We start from the raw sequence: 14,903 nt of genomic DNA, 5'->3' as shown, positions 1-14,903 counted from the left end.
ACGGGAGTACCCGATCTAGGCGTGCGGAACCGTCTCTTCGGTCAGCATCCGCAACACGGCGACCTCGCCGTCGGCGGCGGCCCGACGCTGCCGTTCGGCGCCGGTGCCCTCCCGTTCGAGCTGCCCGAGAAGGGTGCGGACGAGTTCCGCGTCGCCGGTCTCCTCCAGCGCCTGCTTGGTGTGCGCCAGCATCGTGGCGACCCGGTCGCCGACGGGGACCGGCTTTCCCGCCGCCGGGTCGACGGCCGGTCCCGAAAGGCCGTGACGCGCGGCCGACCACACCGCGGCGGCGGCGATCTGCGGATCCAGCGGCGTGGCCTCCACCCCGCGGTCCAAGTCGGTGAGGGCGGTGCGCACCAGGGCGCGGGTCAGCAGGCCCTGGAGGACGGCTTCGTCGACAGTGGACGCGGTGTCGGCGGCGCGGACCTCGACCGTGGGCCACCGCGCGGACGGCCTCGCGAGCCAGAAGGTCTGGTGCTCGTCCACGAGGACACCGCAGTCGACCAGGCGGCCGACCTGCTCCTCGTAGGCGGCGGCGTCGGCGAAGTACGGTGCGATGCCCGAACCGGGGAACCGGCTCTGCTCGACCATCCGCCAGCTCTCGTAACCGGTGTCGCGACCGCCCTCGAAGGGCGAGTTGCCCGACAGCGCCAGCAACGTGGGCAGCCATTCACCCAGGTGGTTGACGACGGCGACCGCGGTCTCCCGGTCCGGAACGCCGACGTGCACGTGGCATCCGCAGGCTTCGTACGCCTTGACCACGCCCGCGTAGAGCGCGTCGACCTTGCCGAACCGGTCGTCGGCGCCGTAGTCACGGTCGGGTGAGGGACGCGGGGGAGTGCCGGAGGCGAGGATGGCGCAATCCTCGCCCGCGGCGGCTTCGGCGAGCGTCCGGCGCCCGGCGGTCAGGTGTTCGTACAGCTCGTCGGCGGTTTCGCAGACCCCGGTGGCGGCCTCGATCTGGGTCGGCCGCAGTTCGCGGTGGACCGCGGCGCCGTCCGGCAGCGGGCAGCAGATCCGGTGCCGTTCGAGCACCGCCTCGGCCCGGGGACAGCTCACCCCGGTCCTGGGATCGACCAGCAGGAACTCCTCTTCGATACCGATCCCGGTCATCACCGCTCCCGCTTCTTCGGCAGCGCGCGGACGGCGGGCCCCTGGATCACCGACCCGTCCAGGCCGAACCGCGAACCGTGGCAAGGGCAGTCCCAGGTCTTCTCCGCGTTGTTGAACGCCACGAGGCAACCCAGATGGGTGCAATGGGCACCGACGGCGTGCAGTTCGCCGCCCGGATCGCGGTAGGCGGCGACGAGTTCGCCACCGTCACGGGTCACCTTCGCCTCGCCGGGCAGGATCTCGTCCACGGATGCGGGTTTGCGCAGCGCGCTGAGATGGTCGCCGACCAGGAACTTCGCCACCGTGGCGTTGTTCTCGACGGACGAGATCGCGGACCGGAGGTCGAAACGGTTCGGGTCGTACAGCCCCGCGGACGGGTTGTCGCGTCCGGTGAGGAGATCCGCGAGCAGGAGCCCGGCCGCGGTGCCGCCGGTCATGCCCCACTGGCCGAAGCCGGTGGCGACCCAGAGATGGCGGCTCGCCGGGTGATAACGCCCGACGTACGGAACCGAGTCCAAAGTGGACAGGTCATGCGCGGACCACCGGTGGGTGACCCGGTGCACGGCCGCGTGCTCGCCCGCCCAGCTCGCCAGTCGTTCGTAGCGGCTCTCGACGTCGACGGAGTCGCCGACACGGTAATGCTCGCCGCCCACGACCGCGTAGGGGACGCCGTCCTTGAGGTAGCTCCGCACGGAGTGGTGGGTGTCGGCGTCGAGGTACATCCCCTCCGGCGGGCGGTTGCCTTGGACCGGGCCGGCGACGACCAGGTCGCGCACCGGGTCGAGCCGGGCGAAGAACAGGCCGCGGTCGAAAACGGGGTAGTGGGTCGCCACCACGACCTCACCCGCCCGTACCTCGCCGGAGCTGGTGCGCACCTTGACGCCGCCGAGTTCGTCGACGCCTTCCGCCCGCACACCTTCGACGATCGTCCCGCCCGCGCGTTCGATCTCGTCCGCCAGCGCGAGCAGCCAGCGGCGCGGGTGGAAGTGCGCCTGTGAGGCGAACTTCACCGCGCCGAGAGCGGGCACGTCGAGGTCGATCTCGGTGACGTAGGAGGCCGGGAGCCCGGCCTCGGCGGCCGCTTCCGCCTCACGTTCGAGGCTTTCGATCGTCCCGGGGTGGGTGGTGTAGACGAAACTGTCGGCGCGGGTGAAACCGCAGTCGATGCCGAGTTCGGCCGTGGCCGCGGCGATCCAGTCCAGCGCGGCCGCCTGCGTGTACGCGTACGTCGCGGCGGCTTCGGAACCCTTGGTCTTGGCCAGCGTGGCGTACTTGAGCCCGTGCTGGGTGCTGATCTTCGCCGTGGTGTGGCCGGAGACCCCCGCCGCGAGGCGGCCCGCCTCCAGCACCAGGACCGAACGGCCCGCCCTCGCCAGCCGGTACGCCGTCGTGAGCCCGGCGATACCGCCGCCGAGCACGGCGACGTCCACCTCGGCCGGCAGCGGTGACCCGGTGCGGTCGGGAGCGGGGGCGGTGTCGAGCCACAGTGAACGCGTTCCGGGCAACTCCGTCATGACGGCCGGATTCCCGGGCGGCGACAGGGGCAAACCAGGGTTTTCCGGAACTTCGGAGCGGGTAGCACTTGCCTATGACCACATCCTCCACGTCCCCAGAGGAAAAGAACATCTTCGTCATCGGTCTCGACGACAGCAACGACGAGGTGCTGAGACGAATCCCCGGCGCCGACCGGTATCGCTTCCACGCCTTGCTGTCGCCCGAGGAACTTCAGCACGGCGAGATCCCGATCGTGGAACTCGTGGAGAAGGCCGAGGCGCAGCTGGACGCCTTCGACGGCTCGATCGACGCCATCGTCAGCTACTGGGACTTCCCGTCTTCGACGATGGTGGCCATGTTGTGCGAGAAGTACGGCCTTCCCGGTGTTTCGCTGGAAGCCGTGCTGAAATGCGAGCACAAGTACTGGAGCAGGCTCGAACAGTCGAAGGTGATCGACGAGGTGCCGGCGTTCGGCATCGTCGACCTGGACGAGGACGACCCCCGTCCGCCTGAGGGCGTCGACTACCCCATGTGGCTCAAGCCGGTGAAGTCGTTCTCGTCGGAGCTGGCCTTCCACGTCGCCGACGAGGACGAGTTCGACAAGGCCGTCGCCGAGATCCGCGCGGGCGTCGACCGGGTCGGCAAGCCCTTCGAGCGCGTCCTCGCCACGGTCGACCTCCCGGCCGAGGTGGCCGCCGCCGGGGGAGCCGCGTGCCTCGCGGAAGGCGAGCTGAACGGCGTGCAGGCCGCGACCGAAGGCTACGTCTACAAAGGACAGGTCACGGTCTACGGTGTGCTCGATTCGATCAACTACCCCGACACCGCGTCGTTCCAGCGGCACCAGTACCCGTCGCAGCTGCCCGAAGACGCCGTCGAGCGGATGAAGGAGATCTCCGTCCGCGTCATGGAGCAGATCGGCTTCGACAACGCCACGTTCAGCATCGAGTTCTTCTGTCACCCCGAATCCGGGCAGGCCTGCCTGCTGGAGATCAATCCGCGGCATTCGCAGTCCCACGCGGAGCTGTTCGAATACGTCGACGGGGTGGCGAACCACCAGATCATGGTCCAGCTGGGCCTCGGCCAGGATCCCCGGACGCGGCGGAACCGCGGCGACTACCGGATCGCGGGCAAGTGGTACTACCGCCGCTTCCGCGACGGGCTGGTCACCCGGGTGCCCACCCGCGGCGAGATCGCGGACCTGGAGGCGGAGATCCCCGGGGTGAAGATCGAGCCGGTGGCCGAAAAGGGGATCCGGCTCTCCGACCTGCCCGAACAGGACAGCTACAGCTACGAGCTCGCGCACATCTTCGTCGCGGCGCAGACCGAACGGGAGATGGAGAGCAAATACCGCCGGTGCGTCGAGGCGCTGCGGTTCGACTTCGAGGAGGGATAGCCCATGCGGACGGTGGCCTCGCTGCCGTACGAGATCACCGAGGAGGACCATGTCTGGATCCCGGTGTCCGACGGTGTCCGGCTGTCGGCGCGGATCTGGCGGCCGGTCGCTTCGGACGGTGAGCCGGTCCCCGCGATCCTGGAGTACATCCCGTACCGCCACCGCGACCTGACCTCGGTGCGGGACTCCGTGCACCACCCGTACCTCGCCGGGCACGGCTACGCCTGTGTCCGCGTCGACATCCGTGGTTCGGGGGAGTCGGAGGGCGTCCTCGCCGACGAGTACCTCGAACGGGAGCAGCTCGACGCCGAGGACGTCCTGGAGTGGATCGCCGCGCAGCCGTGGTGTTCCGGCCGGACCGGCATGATGGGGATCTCGTGGGGCGGGTTCGCCGCGTTGCAGGTGGCGGCGAGGAAACCGCCGAGCCTGACCGCGATCGCGATCTCGTCGTTCACCGACGACCGCTACGCCGACGACATGCACTACATGGGTGGCTGCCTCCTCTCGGACAACGTCGCCGAAGCCTCCACGATGTTCGCCTACGCCACGTTGCCGCCCGACCCCGCGCTGGCGGGTGAGCGGTGGCGCGAGCTGTGGCACGAACGGCTGGAGAACTGCGGTCTCTGGGCCGGCGAATGGCTGAGCCACCAGCGCCGGGACGACTACTGGCGGCACGCGTCGGTCTGCGAGAACTACAGCGACGTCCAGGTGCCGGTCCTCGCCTCCAGCGGCTGGGCGGACGGCTACTCGAACGCGGTCTCGCGGCTGCTGGCGAATCTCGACGTGCCGCGGCGCGGGCTGATCGGCCCGTGGTCCCACAAGTACCCGCATCTCGGGCGGCCCGGTCCCGCCATCGGCTATCTGCAGGAGCTCGTCCGCTGGTGGGACCACTGGCTGAAGGACGTCGAGAACGGCGTCATGGACGGGCCGATGCTCCAGACCTGGATGCAGGACAGCGTGCCACCGTCGACCTCGTACGAGGACCGTCCAGGCCGCTGGGTGGGCGAACCGTCCTGGCCTTCGCCGCACGTGCGCCCGTCCGAGCACCGGCTCGCGCGGCACCGGATCGCCCGGCCGGGTGAAGACGTCCCGGAGGAGGACCTATCGGTGGAGTCGCCGCTCTCGGTCGGCCAGTTCGCCGGGAAGTGGGCTTCCTACAGCGCTCCGCCGGATCTGCCCTACGACCAGCGGGAAGAGGACGGCGGCTCGCTCGTCTTCGACACCGACGAACTCACCGAGCCGTGCGAGATCCTCGGTTCGCCGGTGGTGGATCTGGAGGTCTCCGCGAACAAGCCGGTGGCGCAGGTCGCCGTCCGGCTTTCCGACGTCGCGCCCGACGGCAGAGCCACCCGGGTGACCTACGGGCTGCTGAACCTGACCCACCGGGACGGGCACGACGAACCGGAGCCGCTCGAACCGGGCAAGCGGTACCGGGTGCGCGTCGAACTCAACGCCGTCGCGCAGGCGTTCCCCGCCGGGCACCGCATCCGGCTGTCGCTCTCGTCGTCGTACTGGCCGCTGGCGTGGCCGCCGCCGGAACCGGCGATGGTGACCGTCCACACGGGACGGAGTTCGGTCACGCTTCCGGTGCGGCCGATGGCGGAAGCCGACGAGGTCCCGGCGCGGCCGTTCGAGGAACCCGAAGGGACGGAACCGTTGCCCGCGACCCAGATCGAGCCCGGTGAGCAGCGCTGGACCGTCTCGCGTGACCTGATCGACTACCGGTCCGCGCTCGACATCGTCAAGAACGAGGGCAAGGTCCGGTTCGACGACATCGATCTGGACGTCACCAGGAACGTCTTCGAGCGCTACTCGTGGGTGGCCGACGACTTCTGTTCCCCGGTGGCGGAGACGTCCTGGTCGATGACGTTCGCCCGCGGTGACTGGGAAGCGAGGTCCGAGACCCGCACCCGCGTTTCCTGCACTCCCACCGAGTTCGTGATCGACGCACAGCTCGACGCATACGAAGGGGAGCGAAGGACGTTCTCCCGCAACTGGCATCGGACGGTACCCCGTGATCTGGTCTAAGACGAGCCTTCCGGCGACGGCGCTGCTCGCGTGGCTGCGCCTTACCAACCGGAAGCGCACCTACGCCGACCTCGACCGGTTCCGCCGGAGCATCGAAAGCAGTCAGGCGAAGGGAGATCGGGGGCCGATCCGCTCGATCAAGCGCCGGTTCGACGCCAGCCGGTCCGAAGTGGACGGACGGCCGTGCTACACGATCCGCCCGCGCGGCGGTGGGGACGGCAAGAAGGTGCTGTATTTCCACGGCGGTGCGTACGTGCACCAGATCCAGCACGACCACTGGCGGTTCTTCGGTCGGCTGATCGACCGCACCGGCTGCTCGGTCACCGTGCCGATCTATCCGCTCGCGCCGGACCACCAGTGCCCGGAGACCACCGCGTTCGTCCGCCGTGCCTACGACGATTTCTCCGCGGGTACCGATCCGGAGGAACAGATCGTGATGGGGGATTCCGCCGGCGCCGGGATCGCGCTGGCGCTCACCAAGGCGTTGCGGGACGAAGGAAGGCCGGTGCCCAAGGAGACCGTCCTGTTGTCGCCGTGGCTGGACCTGACGATGAGCCATCCGGCGCAACCCGCGCTGGACGAGCGCGACCCGTACCTCGCGCTCACCGGTCTGAACGAGGCGGCGAGGCTCTACAGCGGAGAGCTGCCGCGTACCGACCCGCGGCTCACGCCGTTGTCAGGCGACCTTTCCGGACTCGGGGCGCTGACGGTCTACATCGGAACCAAGGACGTCCTCCTCTCCGACGCCCGGCGGCTCCACACACTGTGCACCGAGCAGGGAGTGCCCCTGAGCTACCACGAGTACGAGGGCATGATCCACGCGTGGATGCTGGCGTCGATCCCGGAAGCCAAGCTGGCGCTGGAGGAGATCGCGCATCTCGTGGACCGGGCGCTCGTGAAAATGGTGTAGCCGCGTGAAGAGCGGGTAACCGGAGGTCAACGGCCGGCGCAGCGAGGTTGTACGTCCGCCGGCCGTGAGGTGGACCGGCGTGGGCAACCCCGGCGGGGCAGGGACGCCGGCGCGCCGGTCACCGTGTCCATCCGTCGCACAGGAGCGCTCGATGCAACAGCTGGAATCACTGGGGGAGCTCGCCGCGCTGGTCCGGCGCCGGAAGGGCCTGTACGTGCGGTGGGCGCCGACTCCCGAGCACCGTCCCGGTACGAGCCTGGACGAACTCACCGGCGCGGAACTGCCCGGCCTTTCGGTGAATCCGCTCGATCCCGAACCCTGGTGGCGGGATCAGCCGCTCGAACTCTGGCTGGCCAGGCGGCTGTACGACTACTGCCACCTCCGGCACGAACGCCGTCGCGAGACCAAGCCCTGGGTACTGGCGGGCCGAATCGTGGGCTCGGGTCCGGACAACGAGCCACTCCTGACCGACCCCGAACCCGTCGGAAGGATCTCCACGGAGGTCCTCGGCGAAGCCCGCGATCTGTTGCGTGACAGGGCCCGCTCCGACGCGGACTGGGGTCCCTTACGCCGCCCGCCCGAACTGGGCCGGACCTGACGCCGTAACTCGCGTGCTCAAAGGCGTAACTCGCGTGCTTGAAGGCGTAACTCGCGAGTTACGCCTTCAATCACGTGAGTTACGGCTCCAATCACGCGAGTTACGCCTTCGAGCACGGCGCCGGCCGGACCGCCAGGAGGTCCACGACGTCTTCCGCGCGTCGCCGTTTCTCGAACCGGGCCCGTTGCCGGTCCGCCCCGCTGCCTTCGGCGGTGAGCCGGTCGCAGCCGTCGCGGACGAGATCGAGGTCGCCCGTCTCTTCGAGGGCACCGGCCGCGAAGGTGACGACATCGTCGAGCACGTCGCTCGCCGGGGCGAGGTCGCCGGTCCGGAAATGCGGGCAGCGACCGGAAATCCCTTCCCGTGACGCACGCCAGATCTGCGCCCGCAGGACCTCGTTGGACAGCGGGGAGGGAGCCTCCTCCGTCGCGAGGATCGTGCCGACCAGCCCCCGGATCAGCACCCCGAGCAGAACCGCTTCGCCGGCGGTGGCCGCGACGTCGCCGAGCCGGAACTCCACCGTCGGCTGCTTCTCGGAAAGCCGCACGTCCCAGTAGACCATCGCGCGATCGAGGATGGCGCCCGCCCGGAGCCAGGCGTCGACGATGCTTTCGTAGTGGTCCAGCGAGGTGAACAGCGGCGGTGAACCGGCCGACGGCCAGCGGTTCCACTGCTGGTAGCGCCAGCTGGCGTACCCGGTGTCGTATCCGTCGCAGATCGCGGAATTGGCGGTCACCGTCAGCAGCGCGGGCAGGAAGGGCCGGACGTGGTTGATCACCCGGATCCCGGTTTCCCGGTCGGGGACGGCGATGTGGACGTGACAGCCGCAGGTGTGCGACGTCCGTGCGGTCGCCCCGAAATGTTCGGACATCCGCTCGTAGCGCGGATTCGGGGTGATGGCGGGCAAGGCCGTCTCGGCGAGCGGTGCGCTCCCGCTGGGCAGCAGACGGCAGCCCCGCCGGGCGGCGGCCTGGGCCAGTTCCGCCCGCATCGTCGTCAGCTGCCGCTCGGCCTCGTCATGGGTCGTGCAGATACCGGTGGCCGATTCGGCCTGGGAGAGGGTGAGCTCCTGCTGGAGTTCGCCCTGCTCCTCGTCGTCGTCCGCGGCGTCCACGACGGCGTCGCCCGCCGGGGCGAGGTGACCGGCCCGGTCCACCACGAAGAACTCTTCCTCGACCCCGAAGGTGAGTACGTCCTTGTTCACAACCGCTGATACCCCCGGCCCTCTCGGCACAAACTTGTTTTCGCAGGTCGTGGACGGGGTATTTCACGGCATGACACCGAAGCCGGAGGAGCCGCCGTACCTGCTGGCCGCACAGGCCGGGTCGGTCGTTCGCCACCTGTACACCAGGCTGCGGGACGACGAGCCCGCCTCGCCCGCCGACCTCTGCCGCACCATCGGGGCGTTGCAGCGGCTCACCGACGACCTCGCCAATGTCCTGCCGGGCCTGCAGAAGCAACTCGAAGCGAGCCTGCTGGCCGGCGAGGTGGGCGCGGGGGAGACGCCGGCCGAGGCATGGGCCAAGGTCTCCGAGGTCGGTTACGCGCTCGCGCAGGCTCGTACCGGCGGCCTTTTGATGGCCGCCGAACTGCGCGTTTCCCAGCGGACACTCGGAGAGCTCGCCTCTTCGTGAGGCTCCGTGCTCAGCTGACCGGTTGAGCGCGGACCACCGCCACCGGGCAGTGCGCGTGGTGTAGCGCGTCGTCACTGACCGAACCCAGCAGCAGGCGTCGCAGATCACCGTGATCGCTCCGGCCCAGCACCAGCAGCGCGGCTTCACTGGACTGCACGGTCAACGCCTGCGCGGCCGGGCCCACCCCGTGCACCATCTCCACGGCGACGTCCGGATAGCGCTCCCGCCAGGGTTCGAGCTGCCGGGCGACGAGTTCGTCGGCGACCTCCTGGGGGAGGCCGGGTGCCGGATCCAGTACCGGACCGCCGAGCAGTGGCTCGCTCGCCGGCCCCCAGATCGGCATCCGCGCGACATGCACCGCGTGCACGGTGAGCCCGTGCCGGGCCGCGAAATCGAACGCGAACCCCGCCGCCTGGGCGCTCTGCTCGGAGCCGTCGGTACCGAGGATCACTGGTCCGCCCGGCGGAGGCTCTTCGCCGCGCACGACCACGACGGGCCGTCCGGCGGTCTTGGTCACGCCCGATTCGGTCGAACCGAGGACCGCCCTGGTGAACAACCCGGTGTGGGATTCACCCAGCACGATCATCGCCGCGTCCACCTCGTCCGCGACCGAGGTCAGGACCTCCTCCGGCGTGCCGCCGCGGACGACCGTGCGCACGTCGAGGCCCGGGTCGGAGCGCTTGAGGGCTTCGGCCATCGAGGCGAGTTGCCGGCGGGCGGGTTCCACCTCCGCCGCGTCGTCGGCGGCCTGGGGGACCGCTTCGTTCAACGGTGCCGCGACCGGGTCCGAGCCGGGCGGCGGAAGCCGGTCACGGGTGCAGTACGCCAGGACCAGGCCGAGGTCGCGGGTCTTCGCCTCGGCGACCGCCCAGCGGACGGCGCGACGCGCTTCGGGCGACCCGTCGAAACCGGTCACGACCGGCCCGGTACCGCTTTGTGCAGCGGACATGGAACATCACCTCCGACGCGGTGGTGATACCCGCTCCAGGCTGTCTTCAAGCGATCCGTTTCGCCGGACCGCGTACCTGGGTACTTCCACGTATGACTTCCCTGTCGACGCCCCGCGCGCTTGACGAGAAGCGCGCCTTCTCAGTGGCCTCCGAGCTGCGAGCGCTCGAGGACCCACGGGGACGTCTCCGGCTGCACGTGAGCAGGCCGACCAAGGGGACCGCCGTCGTCAAGGCGAACGGCGAGGTCGATCTCGGGACCGCGCCGCGCCTGTGGGACATGCTCTCCCAGCGGCTTCACGGCAGCGGCACCACGCTCATCCTCAACCTCTCCGAACTCGAGTTCTTCGGCGCGACGGGTATCCGGGTCCTCGAACGTGCGCAGCTGCTGGCCGACGACACGCACACCTGCCTCTTCGTCTTCCCCGGTGAATGCCGGTCCGCACGCCGGATGCTCGGTCTCTACGAGGGCGGCAATCTCCACACCCTGTGACGAGTCACAACCGGGTCGCCCGAGCGGCGAGCGCCGCGCTCACCAGCGCGACGTGTTCGAGCCGGGTGGGATCCAGTCCGGTGAGGTCGGCGATCCGGCGCAGCCGGTAATCGACCGTGTTGGGGTGGACGTGCAAAGCCGCGGCGGTCTGACGGCGACCTCCCCGGCGGAGGAAGGTCTCCAGTGTCTGCAGGAGTTCCTCGTTGCCGTCCAGCGGCGCCAGCCTGGAAGCCAGCCGGTCGAGTGCCGGCCCGGGGCGGGAGAGCTGGTATTCGAGCAGGACGTCGTCGAGCCGGTAGAGCCCAGGCGGCCGTCCGGATCCGATCGCGACGGTGAGCACGTCCTGCGCGAGCTTCGCCGCCTCCGGCACACCGGCCGGTTCCGCCACGGCGGCCCCGGCGACGACCTCCGCGCCCGCGGTACGGGCGACGTCGGCGAGGACGCGTTCCAGCCGCTCCCAGTCCCGTGTGGATAGTTCGCCGGCCGTGGTTTCGTGCGGCAGTAAGGCGATTCCGCCTTCCGGGGTGAGTGAGGTCAGGACGGTGCCCCGGATCTGGCGCTCCAGTTCGACCCGCAGCCGCCGGAGCTTCCGGCGCCCGGCGACCAGCGGGTCGACCCCGTCGATCACCTCGTCCGGATGTGCCCCGACCGACGCCGCGAGGACGACGTAGCACGGCGGCAGGCGCAGTCCGGCCTGTCCCGCAGCGACCTCCGCGGGGTCGCCGTCGAGCAGCGCGGAAAGCACGGTATGCCGCGCCGACCGCTCGTCGTCGAACATCGTCTGCCGCTCGTCGAGGTACCCGGCGCCGACCGCGGGGGTGACCACTTCGAGGTAGCGCAAGGTCAGGGCGTTGACGGCCAGAACGTCGGCGACCTCGTCGGGGCGGGCGTCCGGCGTCAGTGACGCCCAGACCACCTGGACGCCGATGTGGTACGCGGTGAGCACGATGTCGATCGGGATGCCCTCCTCCGCGCGCCGGGCCGCCGACTCGCGGAGGAGGCCGAGCTCCTCCCGCGTCGGCGTGGACCCGGTGCGCAGAGTGTCGATGAACGAGCGCAGATTCTGCTCGATCACCCGGGTGATGTCGCCGCTGAGTTCCTCGGCGGGTAACAGCCCGTACTCCGGGATCCGGGAGACGATCTCGGCCAGCACCGTCCTGGTGAGCGACGGCAGGCCTTCGGTCAGCCGCTCCGCCAGCGGACGTCCGCCGATGCGGAGGCCCGAACCCTTGTCACCCGTCACAACCGCCCATCATGACACCTGGTCAGCGAGCGAGCGCGTCCCGTGCCGAATCGAGGGTCGGGTGCACCGTGAAGACGGCGTCGAGGCCGAGCAGCGACATCGGCCGCAGCAGGGCCCGCTCCTGGGTGACCATGATGAACGGGACGCCCGCTTCTTCGGCCTTCGCCCGGGTCTGGACGAGGACGGTGAAACCGGACGAATCACAGAAGCTGACCGCGGACAGATCCGCGATCAGCGCCGACGGCTGGAAGCTGAGCTCCTCGTCCAGCGCACGGCGCAGGTCGTCCGAGACGCCGAGATCGATTTCACCGCATACGGTGACCACCGTGTCTTCGGCGGAAGCGGTGATCGAGATGTCGAGCGAGGACACGAATTTTCGCGTCGAGCGTGCCGGGTAAGAAGTGGGAGCGCGGTAATCGGTCAAGTTGACTCCTTGCCGGTTTGGGGGGCCGGCTGCTGCCCGGTGGGCATGCCGGACCCGGAAGAGGGACCCGGCGGCTGGTGTCTGAACCGCGACGGGTCAACCGTAGCAGCCTCGTGGCCCGGCACGCCGGTTGAGCGGTGTCCGGCAGGTCGTCAGCCCCTCCGCCTCGTAGGCTGGCGCCACGGGAGGCCGAAATGACGACAGCCGAGGTGATGGCCGAACTGGCCGCGCTCGAAGACCCGCGCGCACGGCAGGTGAACGAGAAACACGGTGACGACCACGGGGTGAACCTCGGCAAGCTCCGTGCGCTCGCGAAGCGGCTGAAAACCCAGCAGGAGCTCGCGCGCGAGCTGTGGGAAACGGACGACACGGCGGCGAAGCTGCTCGCACTGCTGATCTGCCGCCCGAAGGCGTTCGACCGCGACGAGCTGGACCGCATGGTGCGCGAGGCGCGGACCCCGAAGGTGCACGACTGGCTCGTGAACTACGTGGTCAAGAAGAACCCGCACGCCGAGGAGCTGCGACTGGCCTGGTCCGCCGATCCGGATCCTGTGGTCGCGAGCGCCGGCTGGGCCCTGACCACCGAACGCGTGGCGAAGAAGCCCGAGGGGCTCGACCTCGCCCGGCTGCTCGACGTCATCGAAGCGGAGATGAAGACCGCGCCGGATCGCCTGCAGTGGGCGATGAACCACTGCCTGGCGCAGATCGGGATCGACCACCCGGAGCACCGCGCGCGGGCGATCGGCATCGGGGAGCGCCTCGAAGTGCTCAAGGACTATCCGACCCCGCCGAACTGCACTTCGCCGTTCGCGCCCGTCTGGATCGCCGAGATGGTGCGACGGCAGTCGTGATTCGCTGGGTGGGTGGTCCGCTCGTGGCTCCGTCGGCGTTCGTGTCGCGAAAGCCACTTTCGGGACATCGCACGTCTCGAAAGTGGCTTTCGAGACACGCGTCCAAGTCGCCTGCGCAGGCCCGTTGACGTTGTGAAAGCCACTTTCCCAACCTTCAACGTTGCGAAAGTGGCTTTCGCGACACGCCACCTCTCCCGTACCGGTCGATGACTCGGTTCGCCCACTTGCGCCAGCTGCCCAAATCGGGTGTCCCTTGTGGACGATCGGGGTCGCTTCAGCCGAGCGCGTCCGCCTTGATGGCCTCGAACTGGGCGCCCATCCGCGCCGCGAGCGCCTCGGCCGCCCGCAACGGCCGGACCATCACCTTGAAGTCGGTGATCTTGCCCTCGCCGTCGAAGGTCAGGATGTCGCAGCCGTTGATCTCCAGCCCGTCGACGGTCGCTTCGAACTCGTACACGTGGTGCGCGCCGTCCTGGATCTCGCGGACGTAGCGGAAGTCCTCGAACACGCGCAGCACGCCGCGCAGGATCGCCGCGGTGATCGCCTTCCCCTGGTAGGGCTTGAACGCGACCGGGCTGGTGAACACCACGTCGTCGGCGAGCAGCGCCTCGATCGCGGCGGCGTCCTTCGCTTCGACCGCTTCACGGAACGTGGGCATGGGCGATCTCCTCATAGTCAACTTGTTGAGTAGATGTCGCCGAGGGTAGGTGATCACCACGCCACTGTCCACCAAAGTGCCTAATCAACTTTGCGACTAATCCGCTCGGCACTATCATCGCGCCATGGCGCTGCGGAACGCGATCCTCGCGACGCTCCTGGACGGCGAGTCCTCGGGCTACGACCTGGCGAAGAGTTTCAACGCGTCGGTCGCCAACTTCTGGACCGCGACACCGCAGCAGCTCTACCGCGAGCTGGACAAGATGGAGTCCCAAGGGCTCGTGGCGGCGCGAGTCGTCGAACAGCGGCGGCGCCCCAACAAGCGGCTCTTCTCCTTGACCGACGCGGGTGCGGCCGAGCTCGCCGAATTCACCACGCGGGCGCCGAAGCCGACCGCGATCCGCGACGAGCTGCTGGTCCAGGTCCAGGCACTGGAGGCAGGCGACGACAAGGCGGTCCGGCGCGCGGTCGCGGAGAGGATGGCCGTCGCCGAGACGAAGCTCAAGCGGTTCGAGCGCCTTCGTGAGCGTCTGCTCGGCGAGTCCGCCGAGGCGGATTTCCTCGCCACGGCGCCCCGCGTCGGGCCGTATCTGACCCTCGCGCGCGGGATCGCGTTCGAACAGGAGAATATTCGCTGGTGTGAACGGGTACTCGCGGTGCTCGACCGGCGTGATGGAGGGTGATCGGCTTGGGTGACCGGAAAACGGGTCCGAAGTTCCGTCAGGTGGTCTTGGACGGCACGGACGTCCGTGGGCTGGCGGAGTTCTACCGGCGGCTGCTGGTGTGGGACTACCGCCCGGGCGACGAAGCGCCTCCGCCCGGCACCGAGGACAAGGACTGGCTGGTCCTGCGCAACCCGGACGGCGGGGCGCAACTCGCCTTCCAGCAGGTCGACCGGCTGGACGAAGCCAGCTGGCCGGACCCCGGACCGGTGCCCCAGCAACTGCATCTGGACCTGACCGTGGACTCGGTCGAGGACCTCGACGCGCAGCACGCCCGCGTCCTCGAACTCGGCGGGCGGCTCCGGTACGACCGCAGCGAAGACCCGGTGGAACCCTTGCGCGTCTACGCGGACCCGGCGGGGCATCCGTTCTGCATCTTCGTGGCCTGAAACGCGC

16 protein-coding genes are annotated in these 14,903 nt (G+C 69.4%); 9 read left to right on the top strand and 7 right to left on the bottom strand.

From position 1 onward, the window contains the following. Positions 1 to 15: 15 nt before the first annotated feature. Together NQK81_RS06585 and NQK81_RS06580 are read right to left on the bottom strand one after the other, a co-directional pair. Positions 16 to 1,113: a carboxylate-amine ligase gene (locus NQK81_RS06585; protein WP_257487504.1), complete on the bottom strand. Its 1,098-nt coding sequence runs from the start codon at positions 1,111 to 1,113 to the stop codon at positions 16 to 18. Beyond that, entirely contained in the window at positions 1,113 to 2,627 is a 1,515-nt protein-coding gene (locus NQK81_RS06580; RefSeq protein WP_257487503.1) for an FAD-dependent oxidoreductase, read from the bottom strand. Before NQK81_RS06580 ends, NQK81_RS06585 begins: the two co-directional genes overlap by 1 nt. Before the next feature lie 74 nt (positions 2,628 to 2,701). Here NQK81_RS06580 and NQK81_RS06575 point away from each other — a divergent pair, with 74 nt between their 5' ends. From NQK81_RS06575 to NQK81_RS06560, 4 genes are all read left to right on the top strand, one after another. Continuing rightward, a complete protein-coding gene (locus tag NQK81_RS06575; RefSeq protein ID WP_257487502.1) occupies positions 2,702 to 4,000 on the top strand; it encodes an ATP-grasp domain-containing protein in 1,299 nt (432 codons plus the stop codon). Positions 4,001 to 4,003: 3 nt separating this feature from the next. Beyond that, positions 4,004 to 6,028, top strand: coding sequence for a CocE/NonD family hydrolase (locus tag NQK81_RS06570; RefSeq protein WP_257487501.1), 2,025 nt, complete (start codon positions 4,004 to 4,006; stop codon positions 6,026 to 6,028). Beyond that, entirely contained in the window at positions 6,015 to 6,938 is a 924-nt protein-coding gene (locus tag NQK81_RS06565; protein ID WP_257487500.1) for an alpha/beta hydrolase, read from the top strand. The genes NQK81_RS06570 and NQK81_RS06565 overlap by 14 nt, the downstream gene beginning before the upstream one ends. 151 nt (positions 6,939 to 7,089) lie before the next feature. Continuing rightward, positions 7,090 to 7,536 (top strand): DUF6098 family protein, encoded by a 447-nt coding sequence (locus NQK81_RS06560; protein WP_257487499.1) that lies wholly within the window; start codon positions 7,090 to 7,092, stop codon positions 7,534 to 7,536. A gap of 100 nt (positions 7,537 to 7,636) precedes the next feature. Here the strand turns inward: NQK81_RS06560 and NQK81_RS06555 are convergent, their stop codons facing one another. Further along, on the bottom strand, positions 7,637 to 8,740 hold the full coding sequence (locus NQK81_RS06555) for a carboxylate-amine ligase (protein WP_257487498.1): 1,104 nt from the start codon (positions 8,738 to 8,740) through the stop codon (positions 7,637 to 7,639). Positions 8,741 to 8,810: 70 nt separating this feature from the next. Here NQK81_RS06555 and NQK81_RS06550 point away from each other — a divergent pair, with 70 nt between their 5' ends. After that, positions 8,811 to 9,170, top strand: coding sequence for a hypothetical protein (locus NQK81_RS06550; protein ID WP_126730881.1), 360 nt, complete (start codon positions 8,811 to 8,813; stop codon positions 9,168 to 9,170). Between the two features lie 10 nt (positions 9,171 to 9,180). Here the strand turns inward: NQK81_RS06550 and NQK81_RS06545 are convergent, their stop codons facing one another. Further along, complete coding sequence (locus NQK81_RS06545; RefSeq protein ID WP_257487497.1) at positions 9,181 to 10,119, bottom strand: universal stress protein; 939 nt, start codon at positions 10,117 to 10,119, stop codon at positions 9,181 to 9,183. A 92-nt stretch (positions 10,120 to 10,211) separates the two neighbouring features. On the opposite strand from NQK81_RS06545, the gene NQK81_RS06540 reads away from it, so the two are divergent. Then, positions 10,212 to 10,610, top strand: a complete 399-nt coding sequence (locus tag NQK81_RS06540) for an STAS domain-containing protein (protein WP_257487496.1) — start codon at positions 10,212 to 10,214, stop codon at positions 10,608 to 10,610. A gap of 4 nt (positions 10,611 to 10,614) precedes the next feature. Here NQK81_RS06540 and NQK81_RS06535 read toward each other — a convergent pair whose 3' ends face one another. Both NQK81_RS06535 and NQK81_RS06530 read right to left on the bottom strand, forming a co-directional pair. Further along, the gene (locus NQK81_RS06535; RefSeq protein ID WP_257487495.1) at positions 10,615 to 11,853 is read right to left on the bottom strand and encodes a PucR family transcriptional regulator; all 1,239 of its coding nucleotides are present in this window, start codon (positions 11,851 to 11,853) and stop codon (positions 10,615 to 10,617) included. Between the two features lie 22 nt (positions 11,854 to 11,875). Beyond that, positions 11,876 to 12,223, bottom strand: a complete 348-nt coding sequence (locus NQK81_RS06530) for an STAS domain-containing protein (RefSeq protein WP_257487494.1) — start codon at positions 12,221 to 12,223, stop codon at positions 11,876 to 11,878. A gap of 248 nt (positions 12,224 to 12,471) precedes the next feature. Between NQK81_RS06530 and NQK81_RS06525 the strand changes: the two genes are divergently transcribed. Further along, the gene (locus NQK81_RS06525) at positions 12,472 to 13,128 is read left to right on the top strand and encodes a DNA alkylation repair protein (protein WP_257487493.1); all 657 of its coding nucleotides are present in this window, start codon (positions 12,472 to 12,474) and stop codon (positions 13,126 to 13,128) included. Positions 13,129 to 13,402: 274 nt separating this feature from the next. Here the strand turns inward: NQK81_RS06525 and NQK81_RS06520 are convergent, their stop codons facing one another. Next, on the bottom strand, positions 13,403 to 13,786 hold the full coding sequence (locus NQK81_RS06520; protein ID WP_257487492.1) for a nuclear transport factor 2 family protein: 384 nt from the start codon (positions 13,784 to 13,786) through the stop codon (positions 13,403 to 13,405). A 124-nt stretch (positions 13,787 to 13,910) separates the two neighbouring features. On the opposite strand from NQK81_RS06520, the gene NQK81_RS06515 reads away from it, so the two are divergent. Next, positions 13,911 to 14,468, top strand: a complete 558-nt coding sequence (locus NQK81_RS06515; RefSeq protein WP_257487491.1) for a PadR family transcriptional regulator — start codon at positions 13,911 to 13,913, stop codon at positions 14,466 to 14,468. A gap of 5 nt (positions 14,469 to 14,473) precedes the next feature. Continuing rightward, positions 14,474 to 14,896 carry a VOC family protein gene (locus NQK81_RS06510; RefSeq protein ID WP_257487490.1) on the top strand — a complete coding sequence of 141 codons (423 nt, stop codon included), beginning with the start codon at positions 14,474 to 14,476 and terminating at the stop codon, positions 14,894 to 14,896. Positions 14,897 to 14,903 lie beyond the last annotated feature (7 nt).

It is taken from the genome of Amycolatopsis roodepoortensis (assembly GCF_024628825.1).
GTDB lineage: Bacteria > Actinomycetota > Actinomycetes > Mycobacteriales > Pseudonocardiaceae > Amycolatopsis > Amycolatopsis roodepoortensis.
The sequence above is the reverse complement of the archived record's forward strand: the minus strand, read 5'-3'. Positions and strand labels throughout refer to the sequence as shown.

Bases quoted from the DNA above. Each gene is read 5' to 3' on its own strand.
- NQK81_RS06585 (WP_257487504.1), bottom strand. From the start codon at position 1,113: ATGACCGGGATCGGTATCGAAGAGGAGTTCCTGCTGGTCGATCCCAGG.
- NQK81_RS06520 (WP_257487492.1), bottom strand. From the start codon at position 13,786: ATGCCCACGTTCCGTGAAGCGGTCGAAGCGAAGGACGCCGCCGCGATC.
- NQK81_RS06560 (WP_257487499.1), top strand. From the start codon at position 7,090: ATGCAACAGCTGGAATCACTGGGGGAGCTCGCCGCGCTGGTCCGGCGC.
- NQK81_RS06545 (WP_257487497.1), bottom strand. From the start codon at position 10,119: ATGTCCGCTGCACAAAGCGGTACCGGGCCGGTCGTGACCGGTTTCGAC.
- NQK81_RS06550 (WP_126730881.1), top strand. From the start codon at position 8,811: ATGACACCGAAGCCGGAGGAGCCGCCGTACCTGCTGGCCGCACAGGCC.
- NQK81_RS06575 (WP_257487502.1), top strand. From the start codon at position 2,702: ATGACCACATCCTCCACGTCCCCAGAGGAAAAGAACATCTTCGTCATC.
- NQK81_RS06570 (WP_257487501.1), top strand. From the start codon at position 4,004: ATGCGGACGGTGGCCTCGCTGCCGTACGAGATCACCGAGGAGGACCAT.
- NQK81_RS06580 (WP_257487503.1), bottom strand. From the start codon at position 2,627: ATGACGGAGTTGCCCGGAACGCGTTCACTGTGGCTCGACACCGCCCCC.
- NQK81_RS06540 (WP_257487496.1), top strand. From the start codon at position 10,212: ATGACTTCCCTGTCGACGCCCCGCGCGCTTGACGAGAAGCGCGCCTTC.
- NQK81_RS06525 (WP_257487493.1), top strand. From the start codon at position 12,472: ATGACGACAGCCGAGGTGATGGCCGAACTGGCCGCGCTCGAAGACCCG.
- NQK81_RS06515 (WP_257487491.1), top strand. From the start codon at position 13,911: ATGGCGCTGCGGAACGCGATCCTCGCGACGCTCCTGGACGGCGAGTCC.